At 68.9% G+C, this 17,167-nt stretch carries 22 protein-coding genes; 12 read left to right on the top strand and 10 right to left on the bottom strand.

Annotation, left to right across the window (positions count from 1 at the left end; translation table 11 throughout):
* Positions 1 to 2 precede the first annotated feature (2 nt).
* From DMC61_RS02210 to DMC61_RS02200, 3 genes are read right to left on the bottom strand one after another with little or no spacing between them, the layout of a single operon-like run.
* Positions 3 to 1,004 carry an LLM class flavin-dependent oxidoreductase gene (locus DMC61_RS02210; RefSeq protein ID WP_125686380.1) on the bottom strand — a complete coding sequence of 334 codons (1,002 nt, stop codon included), beginning with the start codon at positions 1,002 to 1,004 and terminating at the stop codon, positions 3 to 5.
* Positions 977 to 1,132: a hypothetical protein gene (locus tag DMC61_RS02205; RefSeq protein WP_005161850.1), complete on the bottom strand. Its 156-nt coding sequence runs from the start codon at positions 1,130 to 1,132 to the stop codon at positions 977 to 979. Before DMC61_RS02205 ends, DMC61_RS02210 begins: the two co-directional genes overlap by 28 nt.
* The gene (locus DMC61_RS02200) at positions 1,132 to 2,028 is read right to left on the bottom strand and encodes a class E sortase (RefSeq protein ID WP_016330489.1); all 897 of its coding nucleotides are present in this window, start codon (positions 2,026 to 2,028) and stop codon (positions 1,132 to 1,134) included. Before DMC61_RS02200 ends, DMC61_RS02205 begins: the two co-directional genes overlap by 1 nt.
* Positions 2,029 to 2,443: 415 nt before the next feature.
* Here DMC61_RS02200 and crgA point away from each other — a divergent pair, with 415 nt between their 5' ends.
* Together crgA and DMC61_RS02190 are read left to right on the top strand one after the other, a co-directional pair.
* Positions 2,444 to 2,710 (top strand): cell division protein CrgA, encoded by a 267-nt coding sequence (gene crgA / locus DMC61_RS02195; protein WP_034322048.1) that lies wholly within the window; start codon positions 2,444 to 2,446, stop codon positions 2,708 to 2,710.
* Positions 2,711 to 2,828: 118 nt separating this feature from the next.
* Positions 2,829 to 3,206, top strand: a complete 378-nt coding sequence (locus tag DMC61_RS02190; RefSeq protein WP_016330487.1) for a PH domain-containing protein — start codon at positions 2,829 to 2,831, stop codon at positions 3,204 to 3,206.
* Here DMC61_RS02190 and DMC61_RS02185 read toward each other — a convergent pair.
* The 3 genes from DMC61_RS02185 to DMC61_RS02175 all read right to left on the bottom strand — a co-directional run bounded on the left by DMC61_RS02185 (position 3,191) and on the right by DMC61_RS02175 (position 5,340).
* Complete coding sequence (locus tag DMC61_RS02185; RefSeq protein ID WP_125686379.1) at positions 3,191 to 3,679, bottom strand: hypothetical protein; 489 nt, start codon at positions 3,677 to 3,679, stop codon at positions 3,191 to 3,193. The genes DMC61_RS02190 and DMC61_RS02185 overlap by 16 nt on opposite strands.
* Before the next feature lie 100 nt (positions 3,680 to 3,779).
* Complete coding sequence (locus tag DMC61_RS02180; RefSeq protein ID WP_125686377.1) at positions 3,780 to 4,742, bottom strand: rhomboid family intramembrane serine protease; 963 nt, start codon at positions 4,740 to 4,742, stop codon at positions 3,780 to 3,782.
* Positions 4,743 to 4,785: 43 nt separating this feature from the next.
* Positions 4,786 to 5,340 (bottom strand): peptidylprolyl isomerase, encoded by a 555-nt coding sequence (locus DMC61_RS02175; RefSeq protein ID WP_199749870.1) that lies wholly within the window; start codon positions 5,338 to 5,340, stop codon positions 4,786 to 4,788.
* An 89-nt stretch (positions 5,341 to 5,429) separates the two neighbouring features.
* Here DMC61_RS02175 and DMC61_RS02170 point away from each other — a divergent pair, with 89 nt between their 5' ends.
* Positions 5,430 to 6,140, top strand: a complete 711-nt coding sequence (locus DMC61_RS02170) for a hypothetical protein (protein WP_199749869.1) — start codon at positions 5,430 to 5,432, stop codon at positions 6,138 to 6,140.
* A gap of 67 nt (positions 6,141 to 6,207) precedes the next feature.
* Here the strand turns inward: DMC61_RS02170 and DMC61_RS02165 are convergent, their stop codons facing one another.
* Positions 6,208 to 6,603: a nuclear transport factor 2 family protein gene (locus DMC61_RS02165; RefSeq protein WP_016330482.1), complete on the bottom strand. Its 396-nt coding sequence runs from the start codon at positions 6,601 to 6,603 to the stop codon at positions 6,208 to 6,210.
* Between the two features lie 79 nt (positions 6,604 to 6,682).
* On the opposite strand from DMC61_RS02165, the gene DMC61_RS02160 reads away from it, so the two are divergent.
* A complete protein-coding gene (locus DMC61_RS02160) occupies positions 6,683 to 7,270 on the top strand; it encodes a TetR/AcrR family transcriptional regulator (RefSeq protein WP_125686375.1) in 588 nt (195 codons plus the stop codon).
* A gap of 82 nt (positions 7,271 to 7,352) precedes the next feature.
* Here DMC61_RS02160 and DMC61_RS02155 read toward each other — a convergent pair whose 3' ends face one another.
* Both DMC61_RS02155 and DMC61_RS02150 read right to left on the bottom strand, forming a co-directional pair.
* Positions 7,353 to 7,805, bottom strand: coding sequence for a hypothetical protein (locus tag DMC61_RS02155; RefSeq protein WP_016330480.1), 453 nt, complete (start codon positions 7,803 to 7,805; stop codon positions 7,353 to 7,355).
* A gap of 167 nt (positions 7,806 to 7,972) precedes the next feature.
* Positions 7,973 to 8,497, bottom strand: coding sequence for a DUF2020 domain-containing protein (locus DMC61_RS02150; protein WP_016330479.1), 525 nt, complete (start codon positions 8,495 to 8,497; stop codon positions 7,973 to 7,975).
* Between the two features lie 73 nt (positions 8,498 to 8,570).
* On the opposite strand from DMC61_RS02150, the gene DMC61_RS02145 reads away from it, so the two are divergent.
* From DMC61_RS02145 to DMC61_RS02135, 3 genes are all read left to right on the top strand, one after another.
* Positions 8,571 to 9,290: a hypothetical protein gene (locus DMC61_RS02145; protein WP_016330478.1), complete on the top strand. Its 720-nt coding sequence runs from the start codon at positions 8,571 to 8,573 to the stop codon at positions 9,288 to 9,290.
* Positions 9,290 to 9,931, top strand: coding sequence for a pyridoxal 5'-phosphate synthase (locus tag DMC61_RS02140; protein ID WP_125686373.1), 642 nt, complete (start codon positions 9,290 to 9,292; stop codon positions 9,929 to 9,931). Before DMC61_RS02145 ends, DMC61_RS02140 begins: the two co-directional genes overlap by 1 nt.
* Before the next feature lie 94 nt (positions 9,932 to 10,025).
* The gene (locus tag DMC61_RS02135) at positions 10,026 to 11,303 is read left to right on the top strand and encodes a M14 family metallopeptidase (protein WP_125686371.1); all 1,278 of its coding nucleotides are present in this window, start codon (positions 10,026 to 10,028) and stop codon (positions 11,301 to 11,303) included.
* Here DMC61_RS02135 and DMC61_RS02130 read toward each other — a convergent pair.
* Positions 11,284 to 12,477 carry a DNA glycosylase AlkZ-like family protein gene (locus DMC61_RS02130; RefSeq protein ID WP_125686369.1) on the bottom strand — a complete coding sequence of 398 codons (1,194 nt, stop codon included), beginning with the start codon at positions 12,475 to 12,477 and terminating at the stop codon, positions 11,284 to 11,286. The genes DMC61_RS02135 and DMC61_RS02130 overlap by 20 nt on opposite strands.
* A gap of 53 nt (positions 12,478 to 12,530) precedes the next feature.
* Between DMC61_RS02130 and DMC61_RS02125 the strand changes: the two genes are divergently transcribed.
* From DMC61_RS02125 to DMC61_RS02105, 5 genes are all read left to right on the top strand, one after another.
* Positions 12,531 to 13,529, top strand: a complete 999-nt coding sequence (locus DMC61_RS02125; protein ID WP_125686367.1) for an AraC family transcriptional regulator — start codon at positions 12,531 to 12,533, stop codon at positions 13,527 to 13,529.
* Positions 13,530 to 13,539: 10 nt separating this feature from the next.
* Positions 13,540 to 14,391 carry an ADP-ribosylglycohydrolase family protein gene (locus DMC61_RS02120; RefSeq protein ID WP_125686365.1) on the top strand — a complete coding sequence of 284 codons (852 nt, stop codon included), beginning with the start codon at positions 13,540 to 13,542 and terminating at the stop codon, positions 14,389 to 14,391.
* Positions 14,392 to 14,451: 60 nt separating this feature from the next.
* A complete protein-coding gene (locus DMC61_RS02115; RefSeq protein ID WP_125686364.1) occupies positions 14,452 to 15,516 on the top strand; it encodes a sensor histidine kinase in 1,065 nt (354 codons plus the stop codon).
* On the top strand, positions 15,507 to 16,166 hold the full coding sequence (locus DMC61_RS02110) for a response regulator transcription factor (protein WP_125686362.1): 660 nt from the start codon (positions 15,507 to 15,509) through the stop codon (positions 16,164 to 16,166). The genes DMC61_RS02115 and DMC61_RS02110 overlap by 10 nt, the downstream gene beginning before the upstream one ends.
* Positions 16,167 to 16,230: 64 nt before the next feature.
* The gene (locus DMC61_RS02105; RefSeq protein ID WP_125686360.1) at positions 16,231 to 17,163 is read left to right on the top strand and encodes an alpha/beta hydrolase; all 933 of its coding nucleotides are present in this window, start codon (positions 16,231 to 16,233) and stop codon (positions 17,161 to 17,163) included.
* Positions 17,164 to 17,167 lie beyond the last annotated feature (4 nt).

Raw genomic sequence — 17,167 nt, 5'->3', positions numbered from 1 at the left:
ACCTAGCGCAGCGCGGGTAGCACTTCTTCCCCGATCCGCGCAATGTTCTCGAGCGTTCCCTCCGGCGTACCGGACGCTTCCACCATCATGATCACGTGGGAGACCCCGGTACGCCGGATGCTCGTTCCCAGCCTGTCGACGCAGTACTCCACTCCGCCGATCGGGTGCATCTCGCACAGTTTGTCGGTGTAGGACACCGGATCCTTGTCCAGGCCCCGTTTGCCGTCGAGGTACACGTGCCCGGCGAATCCCTCTTTCAGGGAACCCGGCAACGCCGACCGGACGACGTCCAGCGCGTCGTCCCCGACCTGGCACATCACCGTCGACACGTGCTCGGCGGCGGATTCCCCGTACGCGGCAAGGGTTTCGATCTTGCCGTCGTCGTCGGTGTGCAGGCCGAGCAGCATCGGCAGCCCACGATCGGCGGCGAGCCGCACCGCCCGCGAACGGGCATCGCCGCAGGCCACGACTGGCCGCGGGGCGCGTTCCGGCCGCGGCACCATCGGCACCTCGCGGAACTTGAAGTGATCGCCGTCGGCCGAGACCGTCTCCGACGTCATCGCCGCGAGCATCAGGTCGAGACTCTCCTCGAACCCCGTTTCGTAGCGGGAAGCGCCGGTGCCGAACACCTCGAGGTCCTGCCACGGCCCACCGCGGCCGACGCCGATCCGCAGCCGTCCGCCGGAAACGGCGTCGAGCAGCGACCACTGTTCGGCGAGCGCCACCGGATGCGCGACGGACAGCACGCTCACCGCGGTGCCGACGGCGATCCGCTCGGTGCGGCCGAGCACATGCGCGGCGAGGGTGATCGCGGACGGGCAGACGCCGTACGGCATGAAGTGGTGCTCGGCGAACCACACGTCGTCGAACCCGGCCCGCTCGGCCGCGATGGCGGCGTCGACCGACCGGCGCAGCACATCGGCGTCCTCCTGCCCGGGAAACCGTCCCGAGACGAGGAAGACGCCGAACCGCGCGACTATTGGACGCTCACTTCGTTGAACCACAACCGCGGTTCGAGCCACGGGAAGACGACGAACATCAGCAGCGCCACGATCCCGAGCGCCAGCACGACCGCCGTCGCCAGCTTCACCGCGAAGGGGCCCGGCAGCTTGCGCCAGATCCAGCCGTACATCAGCGCGCCTCCGAGATCTTGGGCAGGAGTTCGGCGTAGGAGCCGACCTGGTTCTTCGGCACCTGCTGGGCCAGCACCGCGTGGATGATGAGCCGTTCCTTCGCCGAGAACTTCGGGTGACAGGTCGTCAGCGTGAGCAGCGAGACCTGATCGGCCTTCGGCAGGATCTCCGGGTCCTTGTACGGCACCGGGTTCACCGTGTCGCCCTTGGTCGGGAACACGATACGGCGGCCGTTGGTCTCACCGTAGGGGCCGCCGTCGGCGGCGTTCGGGTTGCGCAGCGTCCCGACGTTCTTGCACTTCGGCTGCGCGCCCTTGCCCGCCGCCCAGCCTTCGACCTCGTCCTTATACGGCAGCACCTTGTAGATGTAGAAGTCGGTCTGCGTCTCGATGATGATCTGGTCGCACGAGCTGAGGTTGTCCAGATCGTTGAACGGCGCGCCCTTGCCGACCCGGTGTCCGGCGATGGCGAAGTTCCCGGGCTCGCCCGGCAGCGCGGTGCCCTTGTAGTGACCGGGGCCCACTTCGAGCGCGGCCTCGGTGGTGCCTTCCTGGATGGTGAAGTTGAAGTCGGCGCCGAACACCGGGATGTGGATCCTGGCGAACGCCTTCCCGTCGACCAGGTCCGGATGCAACTGCCGGTCCTTGCCCCATTCGCCGTCCAGCTCGGAACTGGCCTCGGACTGTTTGCCCGCGGAGAAGAGGTCGGTCACGTAGACCTCGTAGACCATGAACAGCAGCACCACCAGGCCGGCGGTGATGAGGAGCTCGCCCACGGTCCGGATGGCGACGCCGCCCTTGCCCAGTTCGCGCGGCGGCGGACGTTCCTCGGTCGCGGTACCACCGCCGACCGGTTCGAAGACGACGGTCTCTTCGGTCGACCCGGGCGGCGGCATGGGACGCCGGCGCGGCGGCGGCGCGTCGCTCCGTCGGCGCGGCGGCGGACCTTCGTAGGACCTGCCGTCCGGCGGCCTCCGGCGGGGTGTGGGCGCCTCTCCCGGGCCGCGCCGCGGCGGGATTGCGTCGTCCGGTCTACGCCGGGGGGCCGGACGGCCTCCGCCGGGTGGTCGTTCGGAGTACCGCCGACGGTCCCCGCCCGGCTCTTCCCGCTCAGCCACGCAAAGCTCCTCAGTCTCGAACCAAACCGCTGCCGAACCGTCTGTGACACCATTGTCACAGTGCGGGAAATCGACCGGTCCCGGACGGTGCCCAGCGGCGCTCGTTTACGTTAACGTGTGCACGTGGCGCTGGTTGCGCACCCGAAAGCGGGTCATCGCCACCAGGGAAGCCGAACAGTACGCGAGGAACACGATGCCGAAGTCCAAGGTCCGCAAGAAGACGGCGTACACCCCGCCGACCGATCGCCGCACGCCGGTGAAGGTCAAGGCCGCGGGCCCGTCGAACCTGTTCTACAAGATCGTGATGTTCGGCCTCATGCTGATCGGCCTGATGTGGCTGGTCGTCAACTACATCGCGGGCGACAAGATCCCCTTCATGGCGGATCTGGGCAACACGAACTTCGCCATCGGTTTCGTGCTGATGATCGCCGGGCTGCTCATGACGATGCGGTGGCGGTGAGCATTACCCCGGATGGCGGCTTGACGCCGAATTACACCGGTGTGACTCATCCCCAGTGTGGATAACCCCTGTGGATAACTACCCCACCTCGTGGGCGCCGCAGCGGAACGTTGTGGTAGTGGCCTGGGTGCTCACCCTGTTGCTGCTGGCAGGCGTGCTGTGGCTGGCCATCGGCGGCGACGTCGGCGGCACCGTCCTGACCGGGGTCGCGATGCTGTCCGTGGGCGCGCTCGCGCTGCACGGCACCCTGCTCCGTCCCCGGCTGGCGGCGGGCCCCGGCGGATTACTGGCCAGGACCGTGGGCGGTGCGCACCGCTACTCCTGGAGCGAAGCCCGGCTCCGGCTGCGCACCACGCGCCGGCTCGGCCGGGACAGCCTGACCCTCGAGGTCGAATCCGGCGACCACCTGCTGGTGTTCGGCCGGATCGACCTCGGTGAGGACCCCCGCGACGTGCTGGAGGTCCTCACCACCCTCAAGGGTCAGGCGTTGTCGTAGTAGTGCACGTCGCCGTTCGGGCCGTGTGACCAGCCCGGGACGGCCGGGCCGACCGCGGGCGGCGCGTATTCCCCGAAGATCTCGTACGGCGAGGCCGGCGAGCAGATCGGGTTGATCTTGACGACGCAGTTCCGCAGGGACCCGCTGAACTTCGCCTTGACGTGCCGGGGCCGCTGGTCTTCCACCACCGCCGGGCCCGCCGTGATCTCCCAGCCGGTGGCCGCGCCCGGCCCCGTCGTGCCGACGGTCTGCGTGGCCGTCGAGGACGTGACACCGGGATCTCCGAAGCAGATTTTCAACGCCGAATCCACGTAAGCGACACGGAGCGTGATGGTGCTGCCCGAGCCGAGGAAATAGCGTTTCGTGTAGGTCTGACAGGTCTCGGCGGCTTGCCCGGCCTGTGCGGCCGACGGTGCCAGAGCCGTTGCCAGCGCGGCGACGGCGGCGAGAGCTGCTGCTTTCCGGATCTTCATCTCAACCCCCAAGTTGACGATGCACATGATCAACTCGAAGGTACCCAGCCCGGCTGCGTCTCCACCGGGTTTTCGGGTGACCCACTCGGGGGAAGCTCGGCTACTCCGGGTAGCAGGCGTAGGAGGGCACGCCCCGGCTGGTGGCGAGCTCGCAGGACGCGGAAATCGTCTGCGAGTCCTTCCAGACGACGAGCCCGATCATCGCCACCACGACGATCGCGATCCCGCCGAGCTGCCATGTCAGCCGGTTCTTGTCCGGCGCGTACAGCAGCGCGAAGGTGGTCAGGAGCCCCGCGACGAACCCGCCGGCGTGCCCGAGGATGGAGATGCCGGGCACCTGGAAGGTGATGAAGACGTTCAGGCCGAGGATCACCAGCAACCACGTCGGATTGAGCCGCAGCTTGATGACGATGACCGTGTACGCGCCGATGAGCCCGAAGATGGCGCCGGACGCGCCGACCACCGGGACGGCGTCGAGGTCGCTGAAGACCAGGTTCGCGACCGAGCCGCCGAGCAGCGAGACGAAGTAGAGCGCCGTGAACGGGACGCGGCCGAGCGCGGTCTCCAGCGGGCGGCCGACGAACCACAGCGAGAACGCGTTGCTCGCGATGTGCAGCAGGCCGTACTGCAGGAAGCCCGAGGTGAGGATCCGCCACCATTCGTCGCCCGCCAGCGTCGCGGGATTCCACAGCTGGCCGTACTGGAACAGCTCGGAGAAGTTGTTGTTCGCGAGGCTGCCGGACTGGGCGACCGTGATGAAGAAGATGAGGACGTTGAGCGCCAGGAGGACCGGCGTCACGACAGCCGTACGGGCGGGCTGAGCGCCCGCGAGGGTGCGTGAGCCGTAGCCGGCGTCGCGATACTGCTTCTGCTGGACGCGATCCTGCTGACGGCCTGCCTGGACGCAATCCGTGCACTGGAAGCCGACGGCGGCTTCGCGCAGGCAATCCGGGCAGGCCGGACGCTCGCAGCGTGAACAGCTCAGCCCGGTCGGCCGGTTCGGGTGCCACCAGCAACCGGGCATGGCGGCCTGCTGGTACTGGGGATTCGGTGGTTGGCTCACGATGCCACCAACCTACCGAAATCCCCAGTGACCGGCTGTGCGATCAGCGGCTGATGCTGACCTTCTCGATGACGATGTCCTGCAGCGGACGGTCGGCCGGACCGGTCGCCGTGCGGCCGATCGCGTCGACGACGTCGCGGGAAGCCTGGTCCGCGACCTCGCCGAAGATGGTGTGCTTGAAGTTCAGGTGCGTCGTCGGCGCGACGGTGATGAAGAACTGCGAGCCGTTGGTGCCGGGTCCGGCGTTGGCCATGGCCAGCAGGTACGGCTTGGAGAACTGGAGCTCCGGGTGGAACTCGTCGCCGAACTTGTAGCCGGGGCCGCCGCGGCCGGTGCCGGTCGGGTCGCCGCCCTGCAGCATGAAGCCGTCGATGACGCGGTGGAAGATCGACCCGTCGTAGAACGGGCCCGAGTTCGCGCCCTGCGCGTTGGGCTGGGTGTACTCCTTGGTGCCCTCGGCGAGCCCGACGAAGTTCGCGACCGTCTTCGGCGCGTGGTCGGGGAACAGGTTCAGGTTGATGTCACCCTGGTTGGTGTGCAGAGTGGCCTTCAGCGCGCCACCAACGGGGGATCCCTTGCTTTCAGTCACGAGCTTCATCGTGCCATCTGCGGCAAGATCTGGGGAAAAGGGGCACGATAGGTTACAAGCAACGAAGCAGAATCAAAACGATTGATGAGGTGAAGGCCATGACCCGGGCCGCAGATTCGGTGAGCGAGTCGGCGAAGGCCGGCGCGCTCGGCCTGCGCAAACGTGCTGTCGAGGCGGGTAAGGAAGCCACCGCCCACGCCGTCGAGGTAGCCGAGCAGAAGCTCTCCGAGAGCGCCGGTGAGATCGCTAAGACCAGCCGTCGCGCGCGCAAGAAGCTCGCGAAGAAGACGGAACTGACCCGTAAGGAGCTCAAGCGGAGCTCGAAGGCGGCTCGTAAGGAGGCGCTGGCCAGGCTTTCCGAGATGCGGAAGCCGGGCCGCAAGGCACGCAAGGCCGCCATCCTGGCCGCGAAGTCCGCCGGTGAGTCCAAGCGCCGGGGCAAGAAGGATTTCAAGGCGGCGAAGAAGGACTTCAAGGCCGCGCTCATCGAGGCGAAGACCGCCGCGAAGGGGACGCGCAAGCGTCGTCGCTGGCCGTGGGTGATCGGTATCGCGGTCGTCGGCGCCGGTGCCGCCTACGCGCTGCGTTCCAAGCAGGAGCCGCCGGTCGCGCCCGCGCCGCCGAAGGCCCCGCCCGCTCCTCCCGCCAAGCCCGCCGCTCCGGCCGCGGCCGCGCCGAAACCGGCACAGCCGGCTCAGCCCGCCGCTCCGGCGAAGCCCGCCTCCGGCAATTCGGGTGCGGCCAAGCCGACGGCCCCGAAGAACGGGCACCAGGCTTCGAACGCGGGTTCCGCCGACAAGAAGAACTGACGCCTCACCCTCTTCTGCTTGTCGCGAAGGGCCGCCCAGGACCACTTTTCGGTCCCGGGCGGCCCTTTCACGTCTCGGTGACGGGAAGGGTGCGGGTGAGCGTGTGCCCGCGGCGCATCCGGCCGTCGGGGGTGAACTCGCCGAAGAAGTACACCTCCATCGTGAGATCCCTCTTGCGGTTCGTCACGTACAAGGTGCTCCGGGCGGCGATCCGGTCTCCGGCCGCCACCGCTTCGTGCACCTCCCAGCGCGCGGTGGGCCGGTTCTTGCGGACCGGGCGGGTGTGCGCGATGAGGTTGTCCCGGTCCATCCGGTGGCCGTCGGCGATCTGCACGATGTCCGGCGTGTGATAGCGGTCGACGATCACGCCCGCGTCTTCGTCGCTGTTCAGCAGGTCGTCGTGGAAGGACAGGTGGAAATCCGCGATGAACTTCTTCGGGTCCGTGCCGTGGAAGGGCGCCATGGTTACTCCCAGCCTCACGAAATATCTCTTACAAGCTGTAAGATATCCATGGCCCATTAATTCTGACAAGGTGTAAGAGATGCCTCGATCCTCGGCGCGGAACCAGCGCTCCGACGCACAGCGCAGCCGGGCCTCGATCCTGGACGCGGCGCTCCGGACCCTCGGCGCCGATCCCGACGCCGGGGTCGAAGCCATCGCCACCGCCGCGGGCGTGACCCGTCAGACGGTCTACGCCCATTTCCCGTCACGCGGGGAACTCCTGGCCGCGGTACTCGACCGCATCACCGAGGAGGCCGTCGCCGCGATGGACGCCGCGGACCTCGACGACGGCCCGGCCGCCGAGGCGCTGGTGCGGCTGATCGAAGCCGGACGCCGCACGTCCGGGCGGTACCCCGCTCTGCTCCGGAAGATCACTTCCCTGCCCGCGAGCCCGGACGCCGATGAGCGACGCCATTCACCGGTCGCCGAGCGGCTCGAACGCGTCATCCGGCGGGGCAAGGCGTCGGGCGAGTTCGACGACCGGCTGCCGACGGGCTGGCTGGTGGCGGTCACGGTGAAACTCGGGCACGCGTCCGGCGAGGAGGCCGACGCCGGCCGGATGTCCGCCGACGAGGCGGCGGACGCCTTGCACACGAGTCTGCTCCGGGTATTCGGCGCGACACCGTGAACATGACGAAGGGGCGCCCTCCGCTCTCAACGGAAACGTTGAAAGCGAACGACGCCCCTTGGCGCGTTTACGTCAAGCGCGATCAGGCAGACGCAGCGTGCTTGTCGATCAGCTGGCCGAGGCGGGGCAGGGCCTCCTCGACGTTCTTCTTGCCGTTCGGGCGAAGCTTCGAGTACACCTTCTTGATGCTGTCGCGGCTGCTCTTCTCGGCGCGCGAGTCGGTGACCGACAGGAGCGCGTCCGAGGCCTCGTCGCTGCGGCCGACCAGGTAGGCACCGAAGTCGTTGCCGCCCTTGGCCTTGTAGTCACCGTAGAACGGCTCGAGGGCGACGGTGAAGTCGTCGAGCAGGGTGTCGACGGCGGCGGGGATGATGCCCGGCTTGATCTTCTTGACGGCGGCGAAGCCGGTCTTCACGACGGCACCCGAAACGCCGCCCTTGTCCGAGACCTCGGCGTCGACGAGGCCTTCGAAGTCGCTCACGACCGCCGGGCGACGGCTGGAGTCGAGCAAGATTTCCTTGAGGGTGTCAGCCACGAAACCTGTCCTTTTGTCTTATGGGGAGAAATGATCTTTTGTGCCGCCGAGCCACACCGCAAGGCGGCCTCCGCCGGATCTGGCGTCGCGCTGGTCCCGCGAAACCTCGCGCGTGCGGCACAGGGTAGTACAAGATCAACTTCACTCTGACGTGTGGATACCACTACCTAGAGCTTCAGCTCACCGATAGCCTCCTTCGCCACCGTACGTGCCTTGATGCTCTGCTTCTGGTTGGTGGTCACGACTACCGCGTTTCCACCCTTCGCGACGGCGTAAACGGCGCCTTCGCCGGAAGGCTGGTAGCCGCCCTTCCAGCCCGCCGGTTCGTCGGCCGGGTTGGAGGTGTCGATGGGCGCCGCCTGATCCACCAGCGCCTTGGCCACGGCGGGTTCCCCGACGTACACGCGCACGGTGAGCTGCAGTTTCCCGCTGAGCGCGTAGAAGAAACAGGTCGGATGCGGTTGATCGGCCGACGTCTTGACCTTGGAGACCTTCTGCCCGTTGGCGTCCGAGACGAACTCGTTGCCCAGGTACGGGCACGGGCCCTTGCCGGTGGGCTCCGGAGCGGGCGGGATGCTGGGCGCCGCGGTACTCGACGGCGCGGGCGAACTCGCCGCGGGCGGCGGCTGTTCCGTCGGCCCGCAGGCCGCCAGCAGCGGCACGACGAGCGGCAAGATCAGAAGACGTCGCATAGTGGCGTCCAGTGAAGCAGATCGCCGTTTTCGTGCGACGATGGCGCTGCGCGAGGAGTCTTCGGGAGGGTCAGTGCTCAGCAAGGAGCAGTACCTGGGTGCGGTGGCAGAGCGCATCCAGCGCAGCGGAGGCAGGCTGAACACGGTCCAGATCGGCCCGAGCGCCGCTGTCGTGGGCCTGTTCACCGAGTCCGTGATGATGTCGACGATGAACTACTGCGTCGTCGCCGCGGCCATCCCGGAGGTGACGGCGCCCGCGTTGTACGACTTCACCGGGCTGGCGACGCAGCACGCGCGAGCGAACGTGATGGGCACGGTCGGTTGGACGGCCGCTTCGGTGGTGATCGCCGGGCTGATCGGTGACCGGGTGTACCCGGACGCCGCACAGGCCGCGTCGGCGAAATCCGGCAACCAGTTCGGCGGCGAGACACGCATGGTGGCCGTCGACGTTTCGGCGGCGCAGATGTACGCGTTCGTCGGCGGGAAGCTGTGGGGCGCGGCGGTACAGGGTTCGGTCAACGCGAAGCTGACGTTCTGTTTCCCGCAGCCCGCCGAGGTCTATCAGCAGGTGCAGTGGGCGCAGTCGCAGGGACAGCAGCCGCCGATGCCGCCGGGACCGCCCGGCCCGCCGCCCGGCCAGCAGCCACCGCCCGGCTGGCAACCGCAGCAGCCACCGCCGCCGCAGTATCCGGTCGGGCCGCCGCCCGCGCAGGGTCCGCCGCCGGGTCAGCATCCGCCGCACTATCCGCCGCCCGCGCCCGGTTATCCGCCGCAGCGCCCGCCGGGATACTGATGGACCGCACGTTGCGCGGCTGGCCTTCGTTCCCCGAAGAACTCCCGGAGTTCGACACCGAGGCCACCCCCGCGACCCCGCGCGAGCTCTTCCTGGAATGGCTCGACGAGGCGGGGGAACACGTCCTGGCGCCGCACGCCGTCACTCTGTCCACAGTGGACGCTGATGGGGTGCCGGACGCGCGCGTCGTGATCCTCAAGGACGTCGACGGGGACACCTGGGCGGTCGCGACGAGCTCCGAAAGCCCGAAAGGTGTGCAGCTGGCGAAGAATCCGTTCGCCGCGCTGACGTTCTTCTGGCCGGGACGAGGCCGTCAGGTCCGGCTGCGCGGCCCGGTCTCGGTCGCCGATCCCGAGGTGTCCGCGGCCGATTTCACCGCCAGGCCGCCGGCGTCCCGGGTGGAGGCGTTCATCGGCAGGCAGTCCCAGGTGCTCGACGATCCGGCCGATCTCGACCGCGCGGCCGCGGAAGCGGAGCGGTGGGTCGAGGAGAATCCCGGTGTGGCACCGGAAACCTGGACCCGCTACCTGGTGACGCCGTCCGAAGTGGAGTTCTGGCAGGCGAGCCACGACCGGCGGCACCGGCGGCTCCGCTACCGGCGCGCGGACGAAAGCTGGCGCAAAGAACGCCTCTGGCCGTAAACGGTAACTGGGAACGACGATCGTCGGGTTGTCGTGGATGATTCACTTCGGCGACGGTGAACGCCACCTTGTCCCCAGATCGTTCGGAGGCGAAATGTCCACACGCCGTCGCATCGGGGGCGCCTTGGCCGCCACAGGGCTCGCCCTGCTGGCCGTCACGACGCCCGTCGCGAGCGCCCAGACCGGCGACCCGGCGAGAGGGCTGTATTCGGTGGAGGGCGCGTCCACCCCCGACAAGCGCACCGAGGTCGCCCGCACCGGTGTCGACGTCGCGGGCTCGCGCGGCGGCGCGCTGACCGTCGTCGCCACGCCGGGGCAGGCCGCGGCCCTGCGCGCGAACGGCTTCGGCCTGAAGCCGCTCGGCGACTTCGACGGCATGCTGAAACAGCGGAGCGATCGGGCGGGGACCGCGGCCGTCGCGGGTGACTTCCCGCCGGGCGACGAGGCGTATCACACCTACGCCGAAACGACCACGGAGCTGCAGAAGGCCGCGAAGGACCACAGCGACATCGCGACGCTGTCGAGCGTCGGCAAGTCCTACGAAGGCCGCGAGCTGAACCTGCTGAAGATCAGTGACAACGCGGGCACGGACGAGAACGAGCCCGAGGTCCTGTTCACCTGCAACCAGCACGCGCGTGAACACCTCACCACCGAGATGTGCCTGCGGATCGTGCAGCGGTTCACCAGCGGCTACGCGAGCGACCCGGCCATCAAGAAGATGGTCGACGAGCACGAGATCTACGTGATCCCGAACGTCAATCCGGACGGCTCCGAGTACGACATCACCGGCGGCGAGTACCAGGGCTGGCGCAAGACGCGGAAACCCGTGCCGGGCAGCAGCGCGGTCGGCACCGACCCGAACCGCAACTGGGACTACAAGTGGAACTGCTGCGGCGGGTCGAGCAACAGCCCGTCCGCCGAGGACTACCACGGTCCGTCGGCGTTCTCCGAGCCCGAGACCAAGGCGGTCGCGGACTTCGTCGACTCCCGTGTGGTCGGCGGCGCGCAGCAGATCAAGACGCACATCGACTTCCACACCTTCTCGGAACTGGTGCTCTGGCCGTACGGCTACACGAAGGCGGACACCGACACCGGTCTGAGCGACGCGGAAGCGAAGCGCTTCGCCGACGTCGGCAAGCAGATGGCCGCCACCAACGGCTACACGCCGGAGCAGTCCAGCGATCTGTACGTCACCGACGGCGACGTCAACGACTGGGCGTGGGGCAAGCACAAGATCCTCAGCTACACCTTCGAGATGTACCCGAAGGACGGCGGGATCGACGGCTTCTACCCGCCCGCTTCGGTGATCCCGGAGCAGACCGCCCGCAACGACAAGGCCGTCGACATCATCATCAACGAGGCGAAAGCCTGAGATCGGCCACTCGCGACGCCCGGCTCTTCGGCGAATCCAAGCTGAAGCTCCGGGCGTCGCCCAGTTGGTCACGGACGAATTCCTCGGTCCTGGCGATCGTCTCGCGCAACGCGGCGTCCTCGTCGCCGAAGAACCTGTGGACGATCTTCCCGGCCTCGGTGTCGAACTCCCACAAGCCGGCGATGCGGCCCCTGTCGACGATCACGTGGCTCGGCGGATCGGCCTGCCCGCCCAGCGTCTCCCCCGCCCGGCCGCCGGGCACCGGGCGTTCGACGTCGGCGTCGGCGAGCAGCCGCGACATCTCGCGGTGCAGAAGATGGATGCCGTCGATCCCGGCGAGCAGCGCGTACGACGGCTCCGACGGCACGGTGAACGCGGCGAACTCGTCCACGAGTTCCTTGGGCAGCAAGAGATCGGTGCCGTCGAGCGGCACCAGTTCCAGCTCTTCCGCGATCTTCTTCGCGCTCGCGGCGGTGAACCCGGAGAACCAGCGGAAGTGCCTGAGCGACGCCGGGGCCGCCCACGAGAAGTACCGCCGGGCGAGTTCGGTCCGCGCGGTGTCCATATCGGACAGTCCGCCGCGCGGGGACGGCGTCCAGCGGACGTAGCCGTAGCGCTGCCGGTCCAGCCGTCCGTCGACCGGGACCCGGCGGATGTCGCCGCGTGCCTGGAGCAGGCCGAGCGCGAGCGGCAACGTCGTGGTGGTGCCGCGTTTGCGGCCCGCCTCCCCCAGGTTCCGCACCGCGGCCCCGGCGGCGTCCTTGATCGCGGGCGGGCCGAGCGGCTCGTCCGACGCGTCGAGCAGGTCGGCGACGGTGACGCACAGCTGCTCGATCTCGGCCTGCGTGACGCCGAGGTACTTCTCCGCGGCCGCGAGTTCACCGGCGGGCGCGGCGGCCCCGACGGTCAGGCCGAGTTCGAAATCCGCCGACGGCAGGACGTAAGTGCAGCCGCGCGCCGAAGGCAGCTCATGGATGGCCAGCCGGGCGACGTCCGCGTCCACCGTCTCGCGGTCGAGGCCCGCCCTGGCGAACAGCCCGAGATAGGGCGCCGACCCGCCGACCGAGCGCATCCAGCCGGTCCGTTCCAGCACCTCGGCCGCCGACGCCCCGTGCGACGATCCGTCGAGTCCCTGCCGATGTGCCCACCACGCGCGCAGCTTGCCGGTCGCCATGTTTCCACCGTATTGGCACCCGGTGACCCCTCGCAGCCTGGCAGGATCGGCAGGTGCGCAAGCGGTTCTCGGAAGGCTCCCCGATCGCGTCGACGGTGGTCACCGGCGACGACTTCGACGAACTCGAGCACACCTTCCAGGCGTTCCTCGCCCCGGACACGGTCAAGCTGCACACCCCGGCGCCCACCGGGTTCTTCGACATCTCCCAGCTCAGCGGCCTCCGCGTGACCGGAATCGACCCGAACGGCCTGTCGGTCTACGAGCTGACGCTGGACTCCGACGTCGTCCTCCAGGGCGAAGAGACCCTGGACGCGTACACCGTCGTCGTGACCCTCAACGGCCAGAGCCAGGTCAAGATCGACGGCGAGATCGTGCCGGCGCGGCACGTCGTGACCGGTCCGGGCACCCGGTTCCAGACCAGGTACGACCATCCCGACATCCTCCTGCTCCGCTTGGGCAGGCAGCTGGTGACGGACACGATGCACGAGCGGCTCGGCGAGGCGCCGACGTCGACCCTGCGGTTCGATCCGGTGATCGCGCCGGACATGGACCAATGGCTCACCCTGCTCCACACCTTCAGCGAGACCGCCGCGTCGGGGATGTTCGACCGGTCGCCGCTGGCCGCCGCGCATTTCGAGAAGCTGCTGCTGCACGGGCTGCTCGACAGTCAGCCGCATTCGCTGTCCGGCGATCTCGCCGCGGAACGGCATCGGCCGAGGTCGACGGCGGTGCGCCGGGCGATGACCTACTGCGAGGAGCACGCCGCCGAACCGGTGTCGATCGGCGAACTCGCGATGGCCGCGCGGGTCAGCGTGCGCGCGCTGCAGCAGGCGTTCCGCACGGATCTGGGCCTGACGCCGATGGAGTACCTGCGCCGGGTGCGGCTCGACCACGTGCACCAGGACCTGCTCGCGATCGCGCAAGGGCGCGCCGAAGGCACCGTCACCGACGCCGCGCTGCGGTGGGGCTTCACGCATCTCGGCCGGTTTTCCGGTTTCTACCGCGACACCTACGGCAAACTTCCCTCGGAAACGGCACGCTTCACCGCCTGAAGGAGTCCGGATGCTGGTCGAGCTGGCCATCGGCGACGCGTACGGAGGCGCCTTCGAGCACGCGTACCCGAGCTTCGTCGCGGAACACAACAACCTGACCGGCTACGTGCCGCATCACGGTCAGCCCGGTGCCCCGGCCGGCCGCTACACCGACGACACGCAGATGACGATCGCGATCGCCGAAGTGCTCGTCTCGGGACTGCGGTGGACGCCGCTGCTGCTCGCCGAACAGTTCGTGCGGGCGTATCACCGCGACCCGCACGACGGCTACGCGCCGCGGTTCCATCAGCTGCTCAGCGAAGTCCGCGACGGCGAAGAGCTGCTGCGGCGGCTCCGGCCGCAGAGCGACAAGAGCGGCGCCGCCATGCGCGCCGGGCCGATCGGGATCCTGCCGACCGTCGACGACGTGCTCTATCACGCGAAACTGCAGGCCAGGATCACCCACGACACCCCGGCCGGGATCGCCGCGGCGCAGGCGGCCGCGCTGGCCGTGCACTACTGCCACCATCGGCTCGGCCCGCTTTCCGAGATCGCGAGGTGGATCGACGGCATCCTTCCCGAGGACGTCGGGCACGGCGGCTGGGCGCTGCCGTGGTCGGGCAAGGTCGGGCCGCAGGGCTGGATGAGCGTGCGCGCCGCGCTGACCGTGTTGACCGGCGGCGGAGGACTCGCCCGGATGCTCCACTCCGCCGTCGCGCTCACCGGCGACGTCGACACCGTCGCGACGATCGCGCTGGCCGCCGCCTCACGCTCGCCCGAGGTGGCGCAGGATCTGCCGCCGGTGCTGTGGCGCGATCTGGAGAACGGCGAGTTCGGCCGCGACCATCTGGCGGCGCTCGACGATCGGCTGCTGCACATCTGACGTAGGCGGACTCCACGCAACGCGGACGCGTAGGGCGGCCGACTTCGGCAGACTGAGCCGGTGAGGTGGCTGATCAGAGGTGGTGCCGTCGCCGCTTGGCTCGCGGTGAGCGCGTTGCTCGTGGTCGGCACGGCGAACCTGGAGCCCGAACACGGGGAACGTCCGGTCGGCGCCTTCGGGTTCGCGATCGTCGCGCTCGCTTGTCTCGCCCTGACCGCCGTCTGGCGGATGCCGGTGACGGCAGCGGGGACGGAAGCGTTTGCGCTCCTGCTCTACCTGGGGTTCGGCTATCCCGACGGTCCGGTGCTGTTCGCCGGTCTCGTGCCGTTGTTCGCGCTCGGACTCCTGCGCCCGCGACGGCTCGCGTACGCCGTCGCGGCCGGTATGGCGGCGACGGTCGTCGGCACGAACGTGGCCACCGGCGGGGCAGGCGTCCTCGATCTGGTCTTCGTCGGCTGGGCCGGCGTCGCGGTCTTCGCGGCCGACGCGCTTCGAGGACGTCGTGAGCGGACCGCGGCCGCCGAACGGGCGGAACGCGATCGCGTCCTCGGCGAACGGCTGCGCATCGCCCAGGATCTGCACGACAGCGTCGGCCACGCGATGGCGGTGATCAACGTCCAGTCCGGGATGGCCCGGCACGTCATCGACGATCATCCGGAAGTGGCGAAGGAAGCGCTCGAAGTCGTCCGCACGGTCAGCGGCACGATCCTGGACGAACTGAACGCCATGGTGCGGCTGTTGCGTGACGACTCCGCCCCGTTGCGGCCGTCGCCGGGTGTCGCGGACATTCCGGAGCTGGTCGCTTCGATGGATCGTGCCGAGCTGGCCGTCACGCTGGACCTCGACGCTCCCGGGATCGGTCAGCCGGTCGGCGGCGCGGTGTACCGGATCGTCCAGGAATCGCTCACGAACGCCGCGAAGCACGGCGCTTCCCCCGTCGGGGTGACCGTGCGGGTGGACGAGAACGGCCTGCGGCTCGACGTGGTCAACGACGTCCGCACGCCTGGTCCGGACGTTCCCGGTGCCGGGATCAGGGGAATGGGTGAACGGGCCAGGGCGACCGGCGGCACACTGACCGCGGAACGCGAGGACGGGAGGTTCCGGGTGAGCGCGCGATGGCCGTGATCAGGGTGGTACTCGCCGACGATCAGCTACTGGTGCGGTCCGGTTTCGCGGCGTTACTCCGGGCGGAAGCCGGGATCACTGTGGTGGGTGAGGCGGACGACGGCGAGGCGGCGGTGGCCGTCGTCGCGGAGACCGTGCCCGACGTGGTGCTGATGGACGTCCGGATGCCCGGCCTCGACGGCATCGAGGCCACCCGCCGCATCGTGGCGGACGAGCGGCTTTCCGAGGTTCGTGTCGTCATGCTGACCACCTTCGACCTGGACGAATACGTCTTCGACGCCTTACGCGCGGGTGCCAGCGGGTTCCTGCTCAAGCACACCGCGCCCGCGGATCTCCTCCAAGCCGTCAGCGTGGTCGCCGCGGGTGACGCGCTCCTCTCCCCGAGCGTCACCCGGCGCCTGATCGCGGAATTCACCGCACGGCCGTCGGCTTCGCTGCCCCGTTCGGACGGTTCGGCGTTCACCGAACGGGAGCACGAAGTCGTGCAACGGGTCGCGCAGGGGATGTCGAACGAAGAGATCGCGCGGGAGTTCTTCATCAGCGCGGCCACGGTGCGGACGCATGTCAGCCGCGCGATGAGCAAGGTGCACGCCCGCGATCGCGCTCAGCTGGTGGTGTTCGCCTACCGGAGCGGGTTGGTGCGCGCCTGACGTAGCCGTCGATCTCCACGGCGGCACGACGACGCGACCCCGTCCGCCGAGCGACGCTTCCGCCATGAAATTCACCGTGAAAGCCGCTCTGCTCACCGCGCTCCTCACCTTGCCCGGAGTCACGACCGCCGTCGCCGCGGAACGCCCGTCCCGCTGCGCCGAACAACGCTTTTCGGTGCAGGTGAACGGCGAACACCAGACCATCGCAGGAGAACTCTGTTCCAGGGGCCGGCTCACCGCCCGCACCCCGGTGCAGATCCTGCTGCACGGCGGGACCTACGACCGCTCGTACTGGGACTGGCCGTACCAGCCGCGTCGATACTCCTATGTGGACAGTGCGACCCGCGCGGGCTACGCGACGCTCAACCTCGACAGGCTCGGCTACGGCCGCAGCAGCCGCCCGGATCCGGAGACCCTCGACTTCGAGGCCGGCGGCGAGGCCGTGCATCAGGTCGTCCGGCAGCTGCGCCCGCGGTTCCGCACCATCGTCCTCAATGGACATTCGATGGGTGGTCTCGTCGCGGAAAGAGCCGCCGAGCGAGGCGGCGTCGACGCCGTCATCATCAGCGGCATCCCGCGTGACCGGCCCGGCGCCCGAGCCGCGGCCGCGTCGCCGTTCCATCCCGCCGAACTGGACCCGAAGTTCGCCGGGAAGCCTTGGGCCCGCGGCTATTTGACGACCCGGCCCGGCACTCGTGCCCAGACCTTCCATCACCCCGGCACCTACGACCCGGCGATCATCACCGTCGAAGAGGCACTCAAGGACACGTTGGCGTCGGCGGAACTCCGTTCGGTGGGTCCCGGCGCGGCGAAACGATCGGCACCGAAGGTCCCGACGGCGTACGTCCTGGGCGAGCACGACACCCTGGTCTGCGGAAGCGGCGACTGCGGTGCCGACGAGATCGTGCGGGGCAGCGGCCATTCGATCAACACCAGCCTCGCCGCGCGGAGCTTCTACCGGTGGACCTTCGCCTGGCTGGCTCGAAAGTTAGGGTAACCTA

It is taken from the genome of Amycolatopsis sp. WAC 04169, assembly GCF_003947535.1.
In the GTDB taxonomy this organism is placed as follows: Bacteria; Actinomycetota; Actinomycetes; order Mycobacteriales; family Pseudonocardiaceae; genus Amycolatopsis; species Amycolatopsis keratiniphila.
Note: the sequence above shows the minus strand (reverse complement) of the source record. Positions and strands in the feature narration are given on the sequence as shown.

What these genes read in the sequence shown, in the direction of transcription:
- DMC61_RS02175 (WP_199749870.1), bottom strand. Translation starts at nt 5,340, where the DNA reads ATGAAGCTCGTGACTGAAAGCAAGGGATCCCCCGTTGGTGGCGCGCTG.
- DMC61_RS02200 (WP_016330489.1), bottom strand. Translation starts at nt 2,028, where the DNA reads ATGCCGCCGCCCGGGTCGACCGAAGAGACCGTCGTCTTCGAACCGGTC.
- DMC61_RS02105 (WP_125686360.1), top strand. Translation starts at nt 16,231, where the DNA reads ATGAAATTCACCGTGAAAGCCGCTCTGCTCACCGCGCTCCTCACCTTG.
- DMC61_RS02130 (WP_125686369.1), bottom strand. Translation starts at nt 12,477, where the DNA reads ATGGCGACCGGCAAGCTGCGCGCGTGGTGGGCACATCGGCAGGGACTC.
- DMC61_RS02185 (WP_125686379.1), bottom strand. Translation starts at nt 3,679, where the DNA reads ATGAAGATCCGGAAAGCAGCAGCTCTCGCCGCCGTCGCCGCGCTGGCA.
- DMC61_RS02205 (WP_005161850.1), bottom strand. Translation starts at nt 1,132, where the DNA reads ATGTACGGCTGGATCTGGCGCAAGCTGCCGGGCCCCTTCGCGGTGAAG.
- DMC61_RS02150 (WP_016330479.1), bottom strand. Translation starts at nt 8,497, where the DNA reads ATGCGACGTCTTCTGATCTTGCCGCTCGTCGTGCCGCTGCTGGCGGCC.
- DMC61_RS02135 (WP_125686371.1), top strand. Translation starts at nt 10,026, where the DNA reads ATGTCCACACGCCGTCGCATCGGGGGCGCCTTGGCCGCCACAGGGCTC.
- crgA (WP_034322048.1), top strand. Translation starts at nt 2,444, where the DNA reads ATGCCGAAGTCCAAGGTCCGCAAGAAGACGGCGTACACCCCGCCGACC.
- DMC61_RS02165 (WP_016330482.1), bottom strand. Translation starts at nt 6,603, where the DNA reads ATGGCGCCCTTCCACGGCACGGACCCGAAGAAGTTCATCGCGGATTTC.
- DMC61_RS02160 (WP_125686375.1), top strand. Translation starts at nt 6,683, where the DNA reads ATGCCTCGATCCTCGGCGCGGAACCAGCGCTCCGACGCACAGCGCAGC.
- DMC61_RS02170 (WP_199749869.1), top strand. Translation starts at nt 5,430, where the DNA reads ATGACCCGGGCCGCAGATTCGGTGAGCGAGTCGGCGAAGGCCGGCGCG.
- DMC61_RS02140 (WP_125686373.1), top strand. Translation starts at nt 9,290, where the DNA reads ATGGACCGCACGTTGCGCGGCTGGCCTTCGTTCCCCGAAGAACTCCCG.
- DMC61_RS02110 (WP_125686362.1), top strand. Translation starts at nt 15,507, where the DNA reads ATGGCCGTGATCAGGGTGGTACTCGCCGACGATCAGCTACTGGTGCGG.
- DMC61_RS02120 (WP_125686365.1), top strand. Translation starts at nt 13,540, where the DNA reads ATGCTGGTCGAGCTGGCCATCGGCGACGCGTACGGAGGCGCCTTCGAG.